The organism is Ekhidna sp. (assembly GCF_965212185.1).
Classification (GTDB): Bacteria; Bacteroidota; Bacteroidia; order Cytophagales; family Cyclobacteriaceae; genus Ekhidna.
This window is the reverse complement of record NZ_OZ243102.1, coordinates 1,889,369-1,905,929: the sequence shown is the minus strand read 5'-3', so window position 1 is coordinate 1,905,929 and position 16,561 is coordinate 1,889,369. Positions and strand designations below refer to the sequence as shown.

Here is a 16,561-nt window from a genome sequence, read left to right as displayed (position 1 = left end):
TCAGTATTTAAGAAAATTCTAAAATAAGCTATTTATCTATACTCCGGATTCTCAAAATTCCATCGAGTTCCATCGTCCCAGTCTTTCCTGCTATTACCATAAGTTGGGTACCCATCATTCTCTTTCAGCATCTTTGCAAGGTGCATGAGGTTATAGGTCATGAATGTGGTGTTTCTGTTCGTAAAAGCATTTTCATACGCTTTTGCTTCTTTATCCATGTAACTAGGTCCTGGACCTGCCTCTCCAATCCATCCACAATCAGCCTGAGGTGGTATGGAGTATCCTAGATGCTGTAGGGCATATAGCATGCTCATGGCACAGTGCTTGATCCCATCTTCATTGCCGGTAATCACGCAACCGCCCACTTTGCCATAATAGATGTATTGGCCCTTATCATTTTGTTTGCCGCTCATTCCGTAGAGTCGTTCGATAAGTTTCGTTGCAACAGATGATTTTTCTCCCAACCATATGGGTGTTCCGATAATCAGAATGTCTGCCTTCATCACTTTCTTGAATACCACAGGAAATTCATCTGAATTGTACCCATGCTCTTTCATGTCGGGATAGACACCATAAGGAATGTCATGATCTACGAAACGGGTGTATTCAATCGATACACCTTCTTTCTCCATGATGTCCATTGATACTTGCATTAACCCCTGAGTATGACTTTGTCGTGGAGATTTTTTGAGCGTACAGTTGATATAAAGTGCAGAAAGATCAGAAAAGTCAGGTTTGCTCATATGAATAGAATTATGTTGAGACATCTTTGCATGATAATGAATAAACTGAATGATCCATTTAGTGTTATAATATCATGTCTTTCCTAAAGTTACGAAATATAAAAAAGAGCTATTCTGATCAAGCCGCATTTGCATGCACTGAATTGGATATAGTTAAAGGTCAAAAGATCGGAATAGCTGGTGAGACCGGGTCCGGAAAGTCCACCTTTTTGAAAATCGTAAGTGGGTTAGAAAAACCTGAAGAAGGAGAGGTGTTAATCGATGGAGTGAACGTTTATCCAAAACTCGATCGATTGATTCCGGGACATCCCGATATGGCGTACTTATCTCAATCCTTCGAATTACCCAAATTCATTAAGGTCATTGAGTTTCTGAATGCAAGCATGATTGCAGCGGAAAGATTGAATGAAATAGCTCGCTTATGTCGTATTACAGATTTACTGAAAAAGGATACTCGAGCTTTGTCTGGAGGAGAACGTCAAAGAGTTGCTCTTGCAAAGGTTATTCTGAAAGAACCCAATGTTCTATTGTTGGATGAACCATTTACAAATTTAGATCGGCATCACGAACAAGTGATCAAAGAAGTGATAAATGATATAGGTGAGGAGATGGGAACAACCATTCTTATGGTTTCACATGACCCGACTGATTTGCTTCCATGGTCCGATAAAATTCTTGTCCTAAAAAACGGCAGTATCTGCCAGATTGGAATTCCACAAGAAATATATAAACATCCAAAGAATACGTATGTAGCTGGTTTATTTGGGACCTACCAGGAAATAGATGGGGCCAAATGGATGGATAATGAAAAACAGCAAATGATTATCAGACCTGAGCAATTTTCACTCAATAATCATGGTAAAGTTGGAGTGATAAAGGAGATTTTATATCATGGCAGCTTTGAGCTATTGGTGGTAGAAGTTGATGAAAAACGGATACAGGCTCAATCATTGCCGGGTGTATATCAAGTTGGAGATAGGGTAGGCGTATCCTTGATTAAGCCTTCATAATGGCATTTAAAGCCTTCTCTCGATAAGTCCGGCTAATGGGTAACTTATTGCCTTCCAAAACAATTTGATTTCCTTCAATCGCAGCGATATGTCTCTTGTTGATAATGTACTGTTTGTGGATCTGAATAAAGTTTTCTGGAAGATTTTCTGTCATGGACTTCAGCGTCGTGTGTGTTATTAGTTTCTCGTTGTTAACGTTTACAATGACATAATTCTGCATTGATTCGATGTATAAGATATCATCAAATCGCACTTTCTCCATTCGCTTATCAGTCTTCACAAAAAACGAATCCCTGGTGTCCTTGAGTAACAATTTGGCCTTTTCTGTTGCTTTCAAAAATCGATCAAATGAAATTGGTTTCATTAAGTAATCAATCACATCCAATTCAAATCCTTCCAATGCGTACTGATCATAGGCGGTTGTAAATATTACTTTAGGTGGATTTTTCAGACTTTTAACAAAATCAAGACCGGTTAAATGCGGCATTTGAATATCGAGAAAAAGCAGCTCAGGATTAAGAATTTCTAATTCACTAAGCAAATCAATTGCTGAACTAAAAGTCCCACTGCAGTTCAGATATGGAATTTTCTCTACATACCCTTCAATACCTGAACGGGCCAACGGCTCATCATCAACAATACAGCACTTAATGGTCATTTAATGGGCAATTTAAGTGTCACTTCAAATGTTTGTTCACCGTCCAAAATCTCTAAATCGTAATTTTGATGATAGAGAAGCTCCAATCTACGTCGAAGGTTATTCAATCCAATTCCAGTTCGTTCTCCATCCTTACGTTTGAGTGCACGCTTTGAATTAAAAATGGTGAAGACTGCATATTCCTTTTTTGCATTGAGCTTCATATTAATGACGGGTTTTTTACCTTCCACGTATTTGAAAGCATTTTCAACCAATGGAATCAATAAATGAGGATAAATCTTGCCTTCGTCGGTGTTAAAATCCATTTGTAGGTCTAAATTATCATCTTTTCGAACTCTGTGAACCTCTGCATAGAGCTTGATAAATTCAACCTCTTTGGAAATGTCCACCAATTTTTGCTGATCTTGATATAAACTGTAGCGCAATAACTCGGATAGTTTTTCTACGCTCTTCTTTGCTTCAGGAACACTTTTGTCCATCTGGAAGTAAATGTTATTTAATCCATTGAAAAGGAAGTGTGGGCTAAATTGCTCTTTCAGGAAATTCAATTCAGAATTGAGTCTGTCATTCTCTATTTGCTGAAGTTTCAACTTGCTTTGTATGAAAGCTTTAATATAGAAATTACCTCTTCGTATCGCGAAATAGAGCACAATGTATAGCGTAGGAATGATAGTTATTTGTACCAAGTCACTTAGGGATAACCCATCGTCTGTGACAGCTGCCATAGGAATAATCGTACAATACACCACAAGAAGTGCTACACCAATGACACTCAGTAGTTCTTTTCCGGCACGATTCAGTGTTAGCTCGCTTGCGTCATCATTAAAGTACTTTCTCTCCTGAACTCGAATAATGTATGTGAAGATGTAGCCAACAAGAATCACGGTAGCAAATTCTATGACATTGATATAGAGTGGTCGTTCCCAAAATTTAAAGCCCTTGCCCATGGTATCATTTACCACGCGCAAGGTTCCATAAATTATGAATCCGTAGATCGCTGGAAATATCTTAGTCCACACGTTTCTCAATGATATTAATTTCTTGTATTCAATAAACTAAAACCTGTCTTTTCGACGATAGGAGAAATCTTTGTATTTATAGGCCGTCTTACATAGAACATAGATATCTCATTGCATTCGATATGACAGGTTTATTAAAATAAATAGTCTAGGCAGCTTTAAACTCTGCTCGCTCTTCCAATTTAGTAAAGTCTTTTTGCTTCTCCTTTTTCGGAAGCTCTTTTACTCCAAATAAGAAGCGCATCAATCGGAATGGACGAATGAGATATTCATAGCCTGCGACAGAAAGTATGAAACTGGCTGTGCTTACAAAGAGATATTTGGCAAGAATTCCCTCATCGACCAAGGTCACAATGTAATATCCAATGATGATGATTATGGTTTGATGAAGAATATAAAACGGATAGATGGCGCGATTGGCATATGCTAAAAGTGGGTGTGGCCTGTTCAGGTATCTTTTACCAAGAGATAACATGGATAATAACCATAACCACCCGGATAATGCAAGAAGAATTAGATAAAATGTTTCACTGACTCCCTCTAATTCGATTCTATTCCATCTGAAGTAATTCAGAATAATGGTGCTAAGAAATGCCAATCCTAACAGGTTTCGGGTGTCAGCTTCAATCCGTTTCCACATGGCAGGTATGATACCAGCAAAATATCCAGCTAAGAAAAAACTACTCCAATAAGTCACCCATCCCCAATCATCAATTAGGGCGTTGGTGCGGTTTGTATACACAGTGAAAGTCACATAAATAAGAACCGTTGGGACAATGAGCAGAACGTATGAAATCCAGGTGTGCTTTTCAATGAGTTGATTAAGGGTTTTCTTGACCTTGTCTTTCCTAAGCCAGAGAAAAAACGGAAGCAAAACAGCTGAATAGATAAACAAGTACAAAACAAACCACATATGATGCCAGGATAGATTGCCTTCAGGGTAGGGCTTCATTTCAAAAATGGTGGGCCAGAATGAGGCATAGCTCATAGTCTCCCCATCAAATAATCGCTCGAAGAACACCTGAGGTGGCACAATAAATATCATCGCAAAAATTAGTGGAACCAGGAGTCTGTTGCTTCTCTCCTTCAAATACCTCCAAGGTGATCTTTTTCTTAATGCTAAAAATGTTCCATATCCGGAAATGAAGAATAGGAGAGGCATTCGGAATCTACTCAGCCAGAAGTTGAATTCTAACCACAGATAGCTGAGTTCATCATTTTTAATGTGCCAATCCCACTCTGCAGTGAAGATCATGGCAGTGTGAAAATAAAGTACCAGAATAATTGCAATCACCCTTAACCAGTCAATGTCGTGTCGTCTTTCCATAATGTTTTGAGTTTATGGAATCGAATTTGATTGCTTTATGTGTTTAGTTCAAAAATACTTGACGACCAACACAAAAATGGTGATGAGTAGCAAATGTCAGCGTGCTTTAGTTCCGTGAACCTTTTAAAAATTATAATAGTTTGGGATCATGGATATATAATAAGTTTATAGCTTTAATAAGGTCATTAATTTAACTTATGAATCTTCAACAATTAGAATATGCGCTCACTCTGGAGCGACTTGGTTCATTTACCCATGCTGCAAAATCTCTTGGAATGACTCAACCTGCATTAAGTCTGCAGATCAAAAATCTAGAGAATGAAATTGGCGTATCTCTATTTGACCGCTCTAAATCAAAGATTGAGCCTACGGAGCAAGGTTTGAAGTTTTTATTGAAAGCGGGAGAAATTGTATCTGCAAGCAAACAATTGAAAGCGTATGCAATGAGTTTAGGTAATGAGTTTGAAGGGGTGTTAAGACTTGGCGTAATACCCACACTTTCTCCATTTTTAGTGCCATTGTTTATTGATGCGTTCACAAATTCATATCCTTCAATATTCATTGAAGTTCATGAGCAGCTAACCGAACAAATCCTCCAACAAATCAGGCTTGGAGAACTGGATGGTGGAATCATATCAACACCCATTGAAAGGCAAGGAATAGCAGTTACTCCGTTATTCTACGAGTCATTCTTTTTATATAAAAACGATCAGCTTTTCGACACATCTGAGAGCTATAATATATCCAACATCGAAATTGAAAACTTGTGGCTTTTGGAGGAAGGTAATTGTTTTAGAGATCAAGTAAATGATATCTGCTCCTACAAAAACATTAAATCAGCTACAAAACTCAAGTATTTATGTAGCAGTATAGATTCACTCATACGTATGGTCGATCACTATGGAGGTGCAACGATTCTTCCTGAATTGACCACTTTAAGTTTGGCTTCTGATCAGGAGAAACATTTAGCCATATTAGATGATAAAATTCGTCAGATAGGCTTTGTTAGTCGGAAACTTAGTGGCAAAGAGCATCTTTTTAAAGCCCTTACTGAAACTATTAAAGACAATATACCGGTTAGGATGAAAGAACAAGGTGGAAGAGAAGTTGTAGATCCGGGAATTACTACCAATTGGTAATCAAAACAAACTTCCTGTTTTAGGTAACGCTTCTCTTTGAAGGTGTTTTAAATAAAGTAGAGCACACGCATGAGCGTCACTATATGCATCATGATGATTTAACGGTATTCTGTACTTCTTACTTAGATAGGCTAATCCTCTTCTATAAATCACTCGTGTGCACCTAACTTCAAATTCCGGTTGAGCAATATCGTAATATGCCAGGCTGTTTCTTAAACAGTTTACATCAAATGTGGCATTATGAGCAACCACTACCTGATCTTCAATTAAATGCCTAAAATCGAACCATACTTCTTCAAATAATGGTGCATCTGCTGTATCCTCAGGTTGAATTCCATGTACCTCTATATTCTTGTAGAAATACTCATTTTTTGGTGGTTGGATGAGGCGATTAACCTTTTCTACTATCTCACCATTTTCCATTCTCACTATCCCCACCTGACATACACTGGCAGGATTCCAGGTAGCCGTTTCAAAGTCCAGCGCTGAAAATGATTCAAGACTCATAATGCTAAAATAGATACATAATCGATACCAGAAGGACACACATGATTAATGAACCGGATCTATAAATATGAGGATGATGCTATTATATAAGGACTAAAGAGCGTATCTTAAGTAGCATAAGTAATTGTTTAGTTCTTATGCCAGAACTTAGTAAAGAACGGATTAAAGCATTCAGAGATGAAATAATCAACAGGACACTTTTGGTCGGTTGTATTATTGCAGTCTTCACATACCTTATTAGCTTAATTCAGTTCACAGCTAATGGTTTCGAACTTTCATTTGTGACAGATTTATTGGTAGTTATCACCATTTGCATAGTCACTTACTATAGAAAATCGCTTGATATCAAATTAAAAAGTACGATTATTTTAATTGGTATTTATGCTGTCGTAATGGTGGATATGTTTGAAATCGGAGTTCTTTCAGCGAATAAAGTTCTTCTGATTTTAATTCCATTTTTTGCCTTCATTTCTCTTTCTACCACTCGATCTTTCGTTTACGTTTTTATCACCTCTGCAAGTGTTTTGGTACTCGCTTTTCTTCACATCGATGGAATTTTAGAACCTATACCCTATGAGGAGTTGGGGCTTATTGCCTGGAGCATCCATTTGTTGTTAATTCTGCTTGTAGCGTATTTCATCGTTTACATTGTAATAAAATTCAATAAGGAATATGAGGCGCTGATTTCTGACCTCTCCATGAGGAATAATATTCTGAAAGAAAATGAAATAGAATTAGCCCAATATAGAGATGAACTTGAGGATATCGTAAAGCAGCGAACAGAAGAATTAAATAAGAGTAACAAGAAATTAAGAAAACAAAAGGAGAGACTTGCAGAAACCGTTCAAAATCTGGAAGAAGCTAAGGAAGAGCTGGTACAGACTGAAAAGAATGCTGCCCTTAGTAGCCTTTCTTCAGGACTAGCTCATGAATTAAATAATCCACTTAATTTCATCAAAGGAGGTGTAGATGTACTTGAAATATTTCTAAATAAAAACTTAGATGAAAATCAGAAAGAGGATGTTGAAAGATTAGTGGAGAGCATCAAGGAAGGTGTAGATAGATCTACCAAAATTGTTGAAGGACTAAATCAATACAGTACGGTGCTTGACAATGTGCAAGACTGTGACATAAACGAAATTATTAGCAACTCAGTAGAAATGTTGCACAATCAATTGGATGGTAAAATCAATATATTTCAAGAATTGGATGATGCCGCTCCTAAGATCAAAGGAGATAAATATCAATTTTATCAACTCTTCTTAAATCTAATCCAAAATGCAATTGATGCAATTGACAAAACTGGAAGTATTTATATCTCAAGTAAAATAAATACAAACACAATCGATCTAAGGATTCATGACACAGGAGCAGGTGTTTCAAAGAAAAAGCTAAAACGGCTTTTTGATCCATTTTATACAACAAAAGAAATTGGTAAGGGGACGGGACTGGGATTATTTATCTGTTCTTCTATAGTTAAAAACCACAACGGTAAGCTTGAGTTTGAGTCAGAGCTCAATAAGGGCACGAGTGTTAATATTATACTACCACACGCTTCATAGATTCAAACGAAATGCTGAAAAATCATTACTCTTCAAAAAGCTGAATCTTATTCCCATCCGGATCTTTAATGATTAACATCTTCTTACCATTAGCATCTTTTACAACTGATCCATGAAATTCCACCTCACTTTGCTGAAGTGATTTTACCAATGAATCAAAGTCAGAAACAAAATAACCAATTTTAAAAAAGCCTCTGAGTCTTTGTTTTGGCTCTATCAATTCATTAGGGTTAATGGCATTTTTTAATTGTATCAGCTCTAGAGAGGTTGTGGAATTTGAAAGGTTGGCTTGTTTGAAACCTCGATCCTGATAAAGGTCAGTTTCATTGATAAGCTTAAAACCTAAATTATCTGAATACCATGATACTGATGATTCTAAATCTTCAACGATTATCGCTGAGAAGTAAGGCTTTAACTCTTGTGCTTGGCTAAGTAAATAAAAGCAAACAAATATTGATGTAAATAGAGATTTCATTTCAGATTCAACGAATTTTCATCATATGAGATATCATTTTACAAAATCAATCATATGATCACGAAAGTTCATCTAACTATTTGACCCTTTCGTAGTTTATTCAGTGTAACAACATCAACCGATAGTCTTTCTTTGAATCCGCAGACCTATTTTTGATCGTATATCATCCATATTTCGATGCTATATAGATACTTTATAATATTAGTCTTTCTTTTCACGACAGCTTCTCAAGTTTCTGCAAATGGAGATTCTTGGAAGGATATTCTGAAAGAAAGAAAAGGTACCGTTAAGTTCTATTGGTATCCTAATAATGTCATCATCGCGAATTCACGAGACATCATAGACGGCATTGAACACGACCTGGCCGTGTCCTTTGTTCAGTACCTGGAAAAGCAACATAATGTTTCAATAGATCTTGAATGGATCGAAACCAATAGTTTCGAAGAGGTAATAAAGTTGGTAAGGAATGGTAAAGGAGGAACTTTTGGAGCATCATCCATTTCAATAACAGAAAAGAGAAATGAATACTTAAACTTCACAGCACCTTATATGGCTGATGTGGCTGTATTAATCTCTAATGAAAAATTAAACGTTGCTCTAAGCCTGGAGGAATTAAAGGAAGTTTTTAATAATAAAACAGCCGTTTCAATTACAAATACCACGCTTGTTGAATCATTGGATAAGCTAAAAGAAAAACTCAGAATTGATTTTACTATTGAGTATGTAAAAAATAGTGGAGATATTATATCGAAAGTAAGTGAGCTTGACAACAGCTTTGGATATGTCGACATAGCGAATTTTCTGGTAGCCGTAGATAATAACTCTAACATTAAAAGACAGTTTTTTCTGCCGGTCAAGTTAGAAGGTTTGGCAATGATTTATCCTAAACAAAGCGATTGGGTAGAGCCGGTTGCTGACTATTTCAACAGTGCTCAATTTGAAGTTGATCGAATAAAGATTATCACCAAATACCTGGGTGCCAATGCATCCGAAATAATTGATCGTATCTCAAAATCTGCGGATTTCGGACCACTGGAAGAAATTATCATTTCTAACAGGGAAAAAGAGGCGCAATATGAGCGGTTACTCGAGGCAACCAAAAATGATCAGGCCTCAGCCAAACTTACAATTACCTTAATTTCAATTCTTATTGTCGTTCTGGTAATTCTAATTCTACTCTATGCACTCTACAGGATAAAATCTCAGAATAACCAACGACTATTAGAACAGCAAAAGTTAGTGGAGCAGGCGAATGATCAATTGCGTTCCTTAAACGAGGAGAAAAATAATCTTATAAAGGTATTAGCTCATGATTTACGTTCTCCGCTATCCAATATCTTAAATGGATCCCAGATTATTGAATCCAGTGAAAAACTAAGCGCACAAGGCGAAAAACTTGTTGGTTTTATAATGGAATCTTCAAAAAAAATGAGCTCTCTAATAGATAAAATATTAGATGTTGATGCTATAGAAACAGGCCGGCATAATTTAACAATTGAATCATGTGCTGTCAATGAACTGCTTACTCATGTTGTTCAGGCAAATAAATCTAAGGCTGAAAAAAAATCAATTCTACTTTCGATTTCTAAATCTGAGAACTTTGTTGTTGAAGCCGATAAAATCTATCTGTCTCAGGTGATTGATAATCTAGTCTCCAATGCGATAAAATACAGCAAGGAAAAATCTAATGTACAAATTTCATGTACCGAGGTAGGAAACATGATTAGAATTAGCGTATCAGACGAAGGTCCTGGCTTAACGGAAGGAGACAAGAAGAAATTATTCAAAAAATATCAACAATTGAGCGCGCGACCAACCAAAGGAGAGATGTCCATTGGACTTGGTTTATCAATTGTTAAGCTATTTACTGAGTTAATGGGAGGACATGTGAGTTATGATACCAAACTTGGAAAGGGAACAACCTTTCATGTTTTTCTTAAAGCAGCAAATTAATTTTCTATTATTTCTATTTGATCGCAAGTCCCGACAAATGGAACACCTGCTGTGTAAAATGCATAGGTAATTAAACCTACATACACATCTGATTCAAAAGTAGGAGCTTGGCCGGGTAACTCTCCGGTCCCATTGTACAAAATCCAATGATCAGTCTCGGCATTCAGATTTGGTTGTTGCCAGTAGATTGTAATGGTTCTATCTTCATTACCGCTGATTCGAATATCTGCTCGTCCATCCGGAACAGCATTAGTACCTATATCATTGACAGAAGAAGATCCGTTCAATGTATTCTTCCCCTCAATTGTAAAGCCGGTATTGCCTCTATGTCCAACCACAACATGTGCTGAATTTGGATCATCTAATTCTAATACATGCACTTGAACACCTGCAAAATTGTATTGCTCGCTTTCATGAGATGGCGCTATCTGCGAATCACCAATAGTCCCGATCCCAATGTTTCTGGCGATAAATTCAAATGGGAAACTCACGCGTTTAGCGTCAAGTCTACCTTGTTCTTCATTGAAGTGTAATGTTTGATTCTGTGAGTTTTCAGTTAATTCAGCTCTGTATCTACCATTTACTTGAATAACATTAGGGAGTGCAGCTTCATTATTGGTTGTATAATCTACCAGATCTCCAGATCCATCGAAGGAATCAACAAAAGTACCATCAACGACGATTGGATCATCAATTGCAACAGTGCCTTCATCCTCTTTGGAGCATGCGATTATGAATGAGGAAAAAACAAGGTAGGTTAGAAGTGATTTCTTCATGTTATAGTAATAGCGGTAGTGTCAGTCTTCTTCAATCATTTCAAGGACATCCATTATTTGACCATAATCTTTATACCCTGGACGCTCTTCTTCTGTGGCTTCCAATGCAAGACCAGGAAAATTGCCTAAACTTTTGTCCTCAGAAATACCATAACCTTTGAGTAGTTTCAGATTTCCATTGTAGTAACCAATTTCATGATCGATTTCATCAAATAGTTTTTGATTATTCGAAGTGATAATCACCATTTTAACCAGCTCGTCAAGGTAGGAGAGGTTAGATTTAAATCCTTCGAGATCAGACTTAGCATTTATTTCAAGTCTGAAAAGTATTGGTTTACCCAGAAGACCTACTTTTTCAACAATATCCAATTTACCAATCTCCAAATAATCGACAGGGTAGCTCTTCAGACTTTCCTTTATTTGATCTATTGAAGCATCATAAAACTCTCCCGCAAATTGAACCCCAGCCACCCATTCAGTTATTTCATTAAAGTCACTTTCACTGACTTTTGATTCTGAACTGGGATCGATATTAAAACCCAAAATATCCACCATCATTCCAGCACAATACCTGGCGTCTGAAAGGTTACTTACATTGCTAATCTTAACAAAGGTTCTTAAGGCCATAGATCATAAAAATTTCCTTCACAAAGAAACGTAACCAATCGAAACAATTTAAATTAATTTGCGGTTTTGCAGAAAAAAATATTCACATGGCAGTAGAATTAAAAACAGATACAGACTTCAAAAACTCGATTAATCAAAACCAAAAAGTTGTCGTCAAATACTTTGCTGATTGGTGTGGGAGCTGTCGCTTATTTGCTCCAAAATTCAGAAGACTATCCGAAGATGATCGTTTTAATGGAGTTACTTTTCTAGACGTTAATGCTGAAAAAAGTCCTGAAGCCAGAAAAATGGCTGGTGTGACCAGTCTACCTTATTTTGCCATTTTTAAGAACGGTGAATTAGTTAAAGGTGTTGCAACCAGTAAAGAAGATGCCGTTGTAGAAATGATAAATGAGTTATGAAAATACCTGTAATTAAGCAATTGATTGAAAAGTATTCCAAAGAAGAGTTGGAAGCGGCTGAAGCAGCCATTGCAGAAGAACAAAAGCCTGCGATAGAAATTCCTGGAGATGATGAAGGCGAACAGTTAACGCATGCCTATGCTGCTATCCAGGTGATCCAATCAATGGAAGAGAATAACGTTGACTTCAAAACTGCTTTAAGAGAATACACCGGAAGAGTTAGAAATTCGATTTCATAATCGGAATCGTTTGCGTGGAAATACATTTGATTGAATGGTAACGGAAGCGCTGTTCGTTAATTTTGAATGATGCGCACACCTTTCATTCTTTTCTTTGTTTTATGCTGTTTTTCATTATCAGCTCAAACTGTGACAATCACTTTTAAAGTGAATATGTCCTATCAAATTCAACAAGGAAATTTTGACCCAGATAACGAATTTGTAGACATTGCCGGAACATTTAATGGATGGGGATCAACATTAAATAAACTCACCGATTCAGATGGCGATAGCATTTGGTCAACAACCCTGCATGGATTTAATATCGGACAAGACCTTGAGTTCAAATTTCGCTATAATGGTGAATGGAATGATAGAGAAGAATTTCCCGGAGCAGGCAATAATCGTGTGCATACTGTAGGTTCCGAGGATGAAATTTTATCATATTGGTACAACGATGAAGTACCTCCTTCAGGTCCTGCGGAAGCTGTCATCAAATCATCTTCAACTTTCACATATGCTGGTGGGTCTATTTTATTTACTGACAATTCTAATGGTATAATCGAAAACATAGAATGGATTTTCGAAGGGGGTAATCCAGCAACTTCAACAGAGAGTAATGTTTCAGTAGTATATGAAACTCCAGGAACTTATGATGTTTCTTTAAGAGTATCCAACAGCTTTTCAGAAGACGAACTAATACTAACGGATTACATCAAAGTAGAAGAGCGTACAACAGAAGATTTATCCTGGTGGAATGAAGTAACATTTTATGAAATATTCGTCCGAAGCTTCTATGATAGTGATGGAGATGGAGTAGGGGATTTCAATGGAATCATTGAAAAACTCGATTATCTAAACGATGGAGATCCTTCTACCACTTCAGATTTAGGGGTCGAAGGAATTTGGTTAATGCCCATCCATGATTCTCCAAGTTATCACGGATATGATGTGAATGATTATCGATCTATCAATCCAGATTATGGGACCATGGATGATTTTAAAAACTTCCTTGAAGAAGCACACAATAGAGGCATCAAGGTAATCATTGATTTAGTTCTCAATCATAGCTCAACTGAAATCAGCTGGTTTAAAGAAGCCCAATCATCTGAATCTTCAAGCAAAAGAAATTGGTATCGATGGAATGATTCGAAACCATCTTATTCTGGCCCATGGGGACAAAATGTGTGGCACGGCAATGGACCATATTATTATGGCTTATTCTGGGGAGGAATGCCAGACCTAAATTATGAAGAGCCTGATCTGAAAAATGAAATGTTTGATGTCACCAGATTTTGGTTAGAAGACGTAGGTATAGATGGATTTCGTTTGGATGCAGTCAAATACATTTATGAGGATGGGAGTGAGCTAGAGGACCTTCCGGAGACTCATGATTTTTGGAGGGAATGGGTAGCGGTAACAAAAGCCTCTAAGGCAGATGCATTATCAGTTGGAGAAGCTTGGACAAGTACAGAAAAAGTGGTTCCTTATGTTGTAAACAATGGTCTAGATTTTTGTTTTGAGTTTGATCTGGGCTCTGCAATGCTTAATAGCGTAAAAACTGGTGAAGCATTTCACATAAGAGAGCAAATCAGTAAGGTAATAAACAGTTATCCCTACTATCAGTTCGGATCTTTTGCTACCAACCATGACCAAAATAGGATCATGGATGAACTAAATGAAGACGAATCTAAAGTGAAGTTGATGGCTGCCACTTACTTAACCCTGCCAGGAATACCATTTGTTTACTACGGAGAAGAAGTAGGCATGAAAGGAACCAAACCAGATGAGAATATTAGAAGACCCATGTCTTGGAGTAACTCATCAAATGCAGGCTTTTCAGCAAGTAATCCGTGGAATTCACCCTCCAGTAATTACACTACGCACAATGTAGAAGTAGGATCACAAGATACCAATTCACTTTTCAATTGGTATAGAAAATTGATTCAGCTTAGAAAAGAAGAAGTAGCACTACAAAAGGGAGATTTTGGTGAGATAGATGTCCAAAAAGAGTCAGTCTTTGCATTCATTAGAACATTTGAAAATGAGCAATTATTGATATTGATCAATAATGGAGATGCAGAAGTAACTGAATCTATTTCAACATCTGATCTGATTCAACTGGACGAAGGAATAGCGTGGGTGGATTATTTGGATGCCTCTGCTCGTATTGATGTTTCCAATGTTTCGAGTTTTGAAGTAAATCTTTCTGCTAATCAAGTTCGAATATTCAGACCCGGGTCACTGACTTTAAATGCGGGATCGCTTAAAGAAATATCCTTATACCCAAATCCAACATCTGATCTTATCCATTTAGGAGACATTCAAACACCATTTGATTATCAAATTACAGATCTTAATGGTAGGATTATCAAAGCAGAAACTAACTTCATTCTTAACAGTATTAACGTGGGTGATTTAAGGTCAGCGACATATTTGCTAAAGCTGATTACTATTGACGGAGAGAAAACGTTGAAGCTTCAAATCGATTGATTTGACCAATGGCCGACATTGATTTAATATTCCCATCAAAAATCCAATATGAGCCATTCTTTCGCATGCTTAATGAGCTACTTTTAGCCCTTGAATGAATCATTCTAATAATTCAGAAAGATTGGTTTGGTTTAGTAAATCTCAAATAGGAAATGGAAGCATACTTAGATACAACAAAGGACATATACAAAAGAGCAGCAGAAACACCAGATGTGGGACTATGCTGCACGACAACACCTATTTGGGCATTCCCGGGTTTGGACATACCAAAGATCATGCAGCAAATGAATTATGGATGTGGCAGCACTGTTCATCCAAGAGACCTCATCAATAACCCTAAAATACTGTATGTAGGAGTAGGAGGAGGGATGGAACTTCTGCAATTCTCATACTTCAGTCGACAAAAAGAAGGAGTAGTAGGTGTAGATGTGGTGGATGAAATGCTGGAAGCATGTGAGAATAATTTCAAAGAAGCCGAGCAATCAAATAATTGGTTTCAGTCAGATTTTGTAAGTCTTCGAAAAGGAGATGCATTGAATTTGCCAGTTGAAGATTCTTCAATAGATGTTGCTGCCCAAAATTGCTTATTTAATATTTTCCATGAGGAAGATTTAAAGAAGGCACTTCATGAAATGTACCGTGTATTGAAGCCGCATGGTAGATTGGTACTCTCTGATCCTGTTAGTGAAGATGCAATGCCTGAAAACCTTAAAAATGATCCCGAATTAAGAGGCTTATGCCTTAGTGGAGCTTTGCCCCTAAAGCAATACATCGATATGATTACTGAAGTTGGATTTGGGACTGTTGAGATTCGTGCGAAACGTCCATATAGAATCTTAGATACAAAACATTATGACACTGTCAGCCCCATCCACATTGAAAGTGTAGAAGTGTGCGCTATTAAAGATCCTATGCCAACTGACGGGCCATGTGTCTTTACTGGTAGAACAGCGATATATACAGGTGACAAAGAGTATTTTGATGATCATGCGGGTCATGTTTTGATGTACAATCAACCGCTTTCTGTGTGTGATAAAACTGCAGGAAATCTACAAGGGCTAAACAATGAGGATATCTATGTCAGTGAGAGTACGTTCTTTTACGATGGAGGTGGATGTTGCTAAAATCTATAGAAAAATTTCAGTGAAGCTGCAGGAAAGACATTGTCAAATACTGTGATCAAGTTAAATGAGTTGCTTCCATCTTTGTTAATGATATTTTCTCCTACTTTAAAGGCTAATCCACCTTCCAGATTAAGGCCTATATGTTCAGAAAAGAAATATTTTCTTCCAGCTCTAACTGCCAGGTAGCTATAATTAAAAATTCGAGAATTGGTTTCTTCCCGATAATGAGTGAAAACAAGTCTTCCGACACTTTTTCTTGCTTCGGCATTCTTTGCCGGCTTACCATAAAAAACACCAAAATCTACGTTTATTGTCCTTAAATCATTACCAGGGACAAAACCATACCCGGCTCCTAAGGTGACATCATTACCATATAATCTTCCGCTTACATTTGGAACTTCGGGTAATCCTATGCCAGCAGATACTTCCCATTCTTGTCCGGATGTGATAAGAATTAAACCAAAATAGGTCAACAAACAGACAAATATTCTATGAATCCTTGCCTTCATCTTATTAAAGATAGCGCATT

17 protein-coding genes are annotated in these 16,561 nt (G+C 37.1%); 8 read left to right on the top strand and 9 right to left on the bottom strand.

From position 1 onward, the window contains the following. Window positions 1–32: 32 nt before the first annotated feature. Window positions 33–743 carry a flavodoxin family protein gene (locus tag ACOMC3_RS08290; protein ID WP_420319071.1) on the bottom strand — a complete coding sequence of 237 codons (711 nt, stop codon included), beginning with the start codon at window positions 741–743 and terminating at the stop codon, window positions 33–35. Window positions 744–817: 74 nt separating this feature from the next. Here ACOMC3_RS08290 and ACOMC3_RS08285 point away from each other — a divergent pair, with 74 nt between their 5' ends. Then, window positions 818–1,753 (top strand): ABC transporter ATP-binding protein, encoded by a 936-nt coding sequence (locus tag ACOMC3_RS08285; RefSeq protein WP_420319070.1) that lies wholly within the window; start codon window positions 818–820, stop codon window positions 1,751–1,753. Here ACOMC3_RS08285 and ACOMC3_RS08280 read toward each other — a convergent pair. From ACOMC3_RS08280 to ACOMC3_RS08270, 3 genes are all read right to left on the bottom strand, one after another. Next, a complete protein-coding gene (locus tag ACOMC3_RS08280) occupies window positions 1,740–2,411 on the bottom strand; it encodes a LytR/AlgR family response regulator transcription factor (RefSeq protein ID WP_420319069.1) in 672 nt (223 codons plus the stop codon). The two genes, ACOMC3_RS08285 and ACOMC3_RS08280, sit on opposite strands and share 14 nt — an antisense overlap. Beyond that, on the bottom strand, window positions 2,408–3,358 hold the full coding sequence (locus tag ACOMC3_RS08275) for a sensor histidine kinase (protein WP_420319068.1): 951 nt from the start codon (window positions 3,356–3,358) through the stop codon (window positions 2,408–2,410). Before ACOMC3_RS08275 ends, ACOMC3_RS08280 begins: the two co-directional genes overlap by 4 nt. Before the next feature lie 220 nt (window positions 3,359–3,578). After that, window positions 3,579–4,757, bottom strand: a complete 1,179-nt coding sequence (locus ACOMC3_RS08270) for an acyltransferase family protein (RefSeq protein ID WP_420319067.1) — start codon at window positions 4,755–4,757, stop codon at window positions 3,579–3,581. 197 nt (window positions 4,758–4,954) lie between these two features. Here ACOMC3_RS08270 and ACOMC3_RS08265 point away from each other — a divergent pair, with 197 nt between their 5' ends. Then, window positions 4,955–5,896, top strand: coding sequence for a LysR substrate-binding domain-containing protein (locus ACOMC3_RS08265; RefSeq protein ID WP_420319066.1), 942 nt, complete (start codon window positions 4,955–4,957; stop codon window positions 5,894–5,896). On the opposite strand, the gene ACOMC3_RS08260 is transcribed toward ACOMC3_RS08265, so the two are convergent. Continuing rightward, complete coding sequence (locus ACOMC3_RS08260) at window positions 5,897–6,403, bottom strand: exonuclease domain-containing protein (RefSeq protein WP_420319065.1); 507 nt, start codon at window positions 6,401–6,403, stop codon at window positions 5,897–5,899. 137 nt (window positions 6,404–6,540) lie between these two features. Between ACOMC3_RS08260 and ACOMC3_RS08255 the strand changes: the two genes are divergently transcribed. After that, the gene (locus tag ACOMC3_RS08255; RefSeq protein ID WP_420319064.1) at window positions 6,541–7,965 is read left to right on the top strand and encodes a sensor histidine kinase; all 1,425 of its coding nucleotides are present in this window, start codon (window positions 6,541–6,543) and stop codon (window positions 7,963–7,965) included. Window positions 7,966–7,990: 25 nt separating this feature from the next. On the opposite strand, the gene ACOMC3_RS08250 is transcribed toward ACOMC3_RS08255, so the two are convergent. After that, window positions 7,991–8,440, bottom strand: coding sequence for a VOC family protein (locus ACOMC3_RS08250; RefSeq protein WP_420319063.1), 450 nt, complete (start codon window positions 8,438–8,440; stop codon window positions 7,991–7,993). A gap of 177 nt (window positions 8,441–8,617) precedes the next feature. On the opposite strand from ACOMC3_RS08250, the gene ACOMC3_RS08245 reads away from it, so the two are divergent. After that, window positions 8,618–10,393 carry an ATP-binding protein gene (locus ACOMC3_RS08245; RefSeq protein ID WP_420319062.1) on the top strand — a complete coding sequence of 592 codons (1,776 nt, stop codon included), beginning with the start codon at window positions 8,618–8,620 and terminating at the stop codon, window positions 10,391–10,393. Here the strand turns inward: ACOMC3_RS08245 and ACOMC3_RS08240 are convergent. Together ACOMC3_RS08240 and ACOMC3_RS08235 are read right to left on the bottom strand one after the other, a co-directional pair. Then, entirely contained in the window at window positions 10,390–11,169 is a 780-nt protein-coding gene (locus tag ACOMC3_RS08240; protein WP_420319061.1) for a hypothetical protein, read from the bottom strand. The two genes, ACOMC3_RS08245 and ACOMC3_RS08240, sit on opposite strands and share 4 nt — an antisense overlap. 21 nt (window positions 11,170–11,190) lie before the next feature. Next, window positions 11,191–11,796 (bottom strand): hypothetical protein, encoded by a 606-nt coding sequence (locus tag ACOMC3_RS08235; RefSeq protein WP_420319060.1) that lies wholly within the window; start codon window positions 11,794–11,796, stop codon window positions 11,191–11,193. An 86-nt stretch (window positions 11,797–11,882) separates the two neighbouring features. Here ACOMC3_RS08235 and ACOMC3_RS08230 point away from each other — a divergent pair, with 86 nt between their 5' ends. The 4 genes from ACOMC3_RS08230 to arsM all read left to right on the top strand — a co-directional run bounded on the left by ACOMC3_RS08230 (window position 11,883) and on the right by arsM (window position 16,032). Further along, window positions 11,883–12,197 carry a thioredoxin family protein gene (locus ACOMC3_RS08230; RefSeq protein ID WP_420319059.1) on the top strand — a complete coding sequence of 105 codons (315 nt, stop codon included), beginning with the start codon at window positions 11,883–11,885 and terminating at the stop codon, window positions 12,195–12,197. Continuing rightward, a complete protein-coding gene (locus ACOMC3_RS08225; protein ID WP_420319058.1) occupies window positions 12,194–12,436 on the top strand; it encodes a DUF6952 family protein in 243 nt (80 codons plus the stop codon). Before ACOMC3_RS08230 ends, ACOMC3_RS08225 begins: the two co-directional genes overlap by 4 nt. A gap of 69 nt (window positions 12,437–12,505) precedes the next feature. Continuing rightward, window positions 12,506–14,908 carry an alpha-amylase family glycosyl hydrolase gene (locus tag ACOMC3_RS08220; protein WP_420319057.1) on the top strand — a complete coding sequence of 801 codons (2,403 nt, stop codon included), beginning with the start codon at window positions 12,506–12,508 and terminating at the stop codon, window positions 14,906–14,908. 152 nt (window positions 14,909–15,060) lie between these two features. Further along, window positions 15,061–16,032: an arsenosugar biosynthesis arsenite methyltransferase ArsM gene (gene arsM / locus ACOMC3_RS08215; protein ID WP_420319056.1), complete on the top strand. Its 972-nt coding sequence runs from the start codon at window positions 15,061–15,063 to the stop codon at window positions 16,030–16,032. On the opposite strand, the gene ACOMC3_RS08210 is transcribed toward arsM, so the two are convergent. Next, window positions 16,029–16,541, bottom strand: coding sequence for a hypothetical protein (locus ACOMC3_RS08210; protein WP_420319055.1), 513 nt, complete (start codon window positions 16,539–16,541; stop codon window positions 16,029–16,031). The genes arsM and ACOMC3_RS08210 overlap by 4 nt on opposite strands. Window positions 16,542–16,561: the final 20 nt, after the last annotated feature.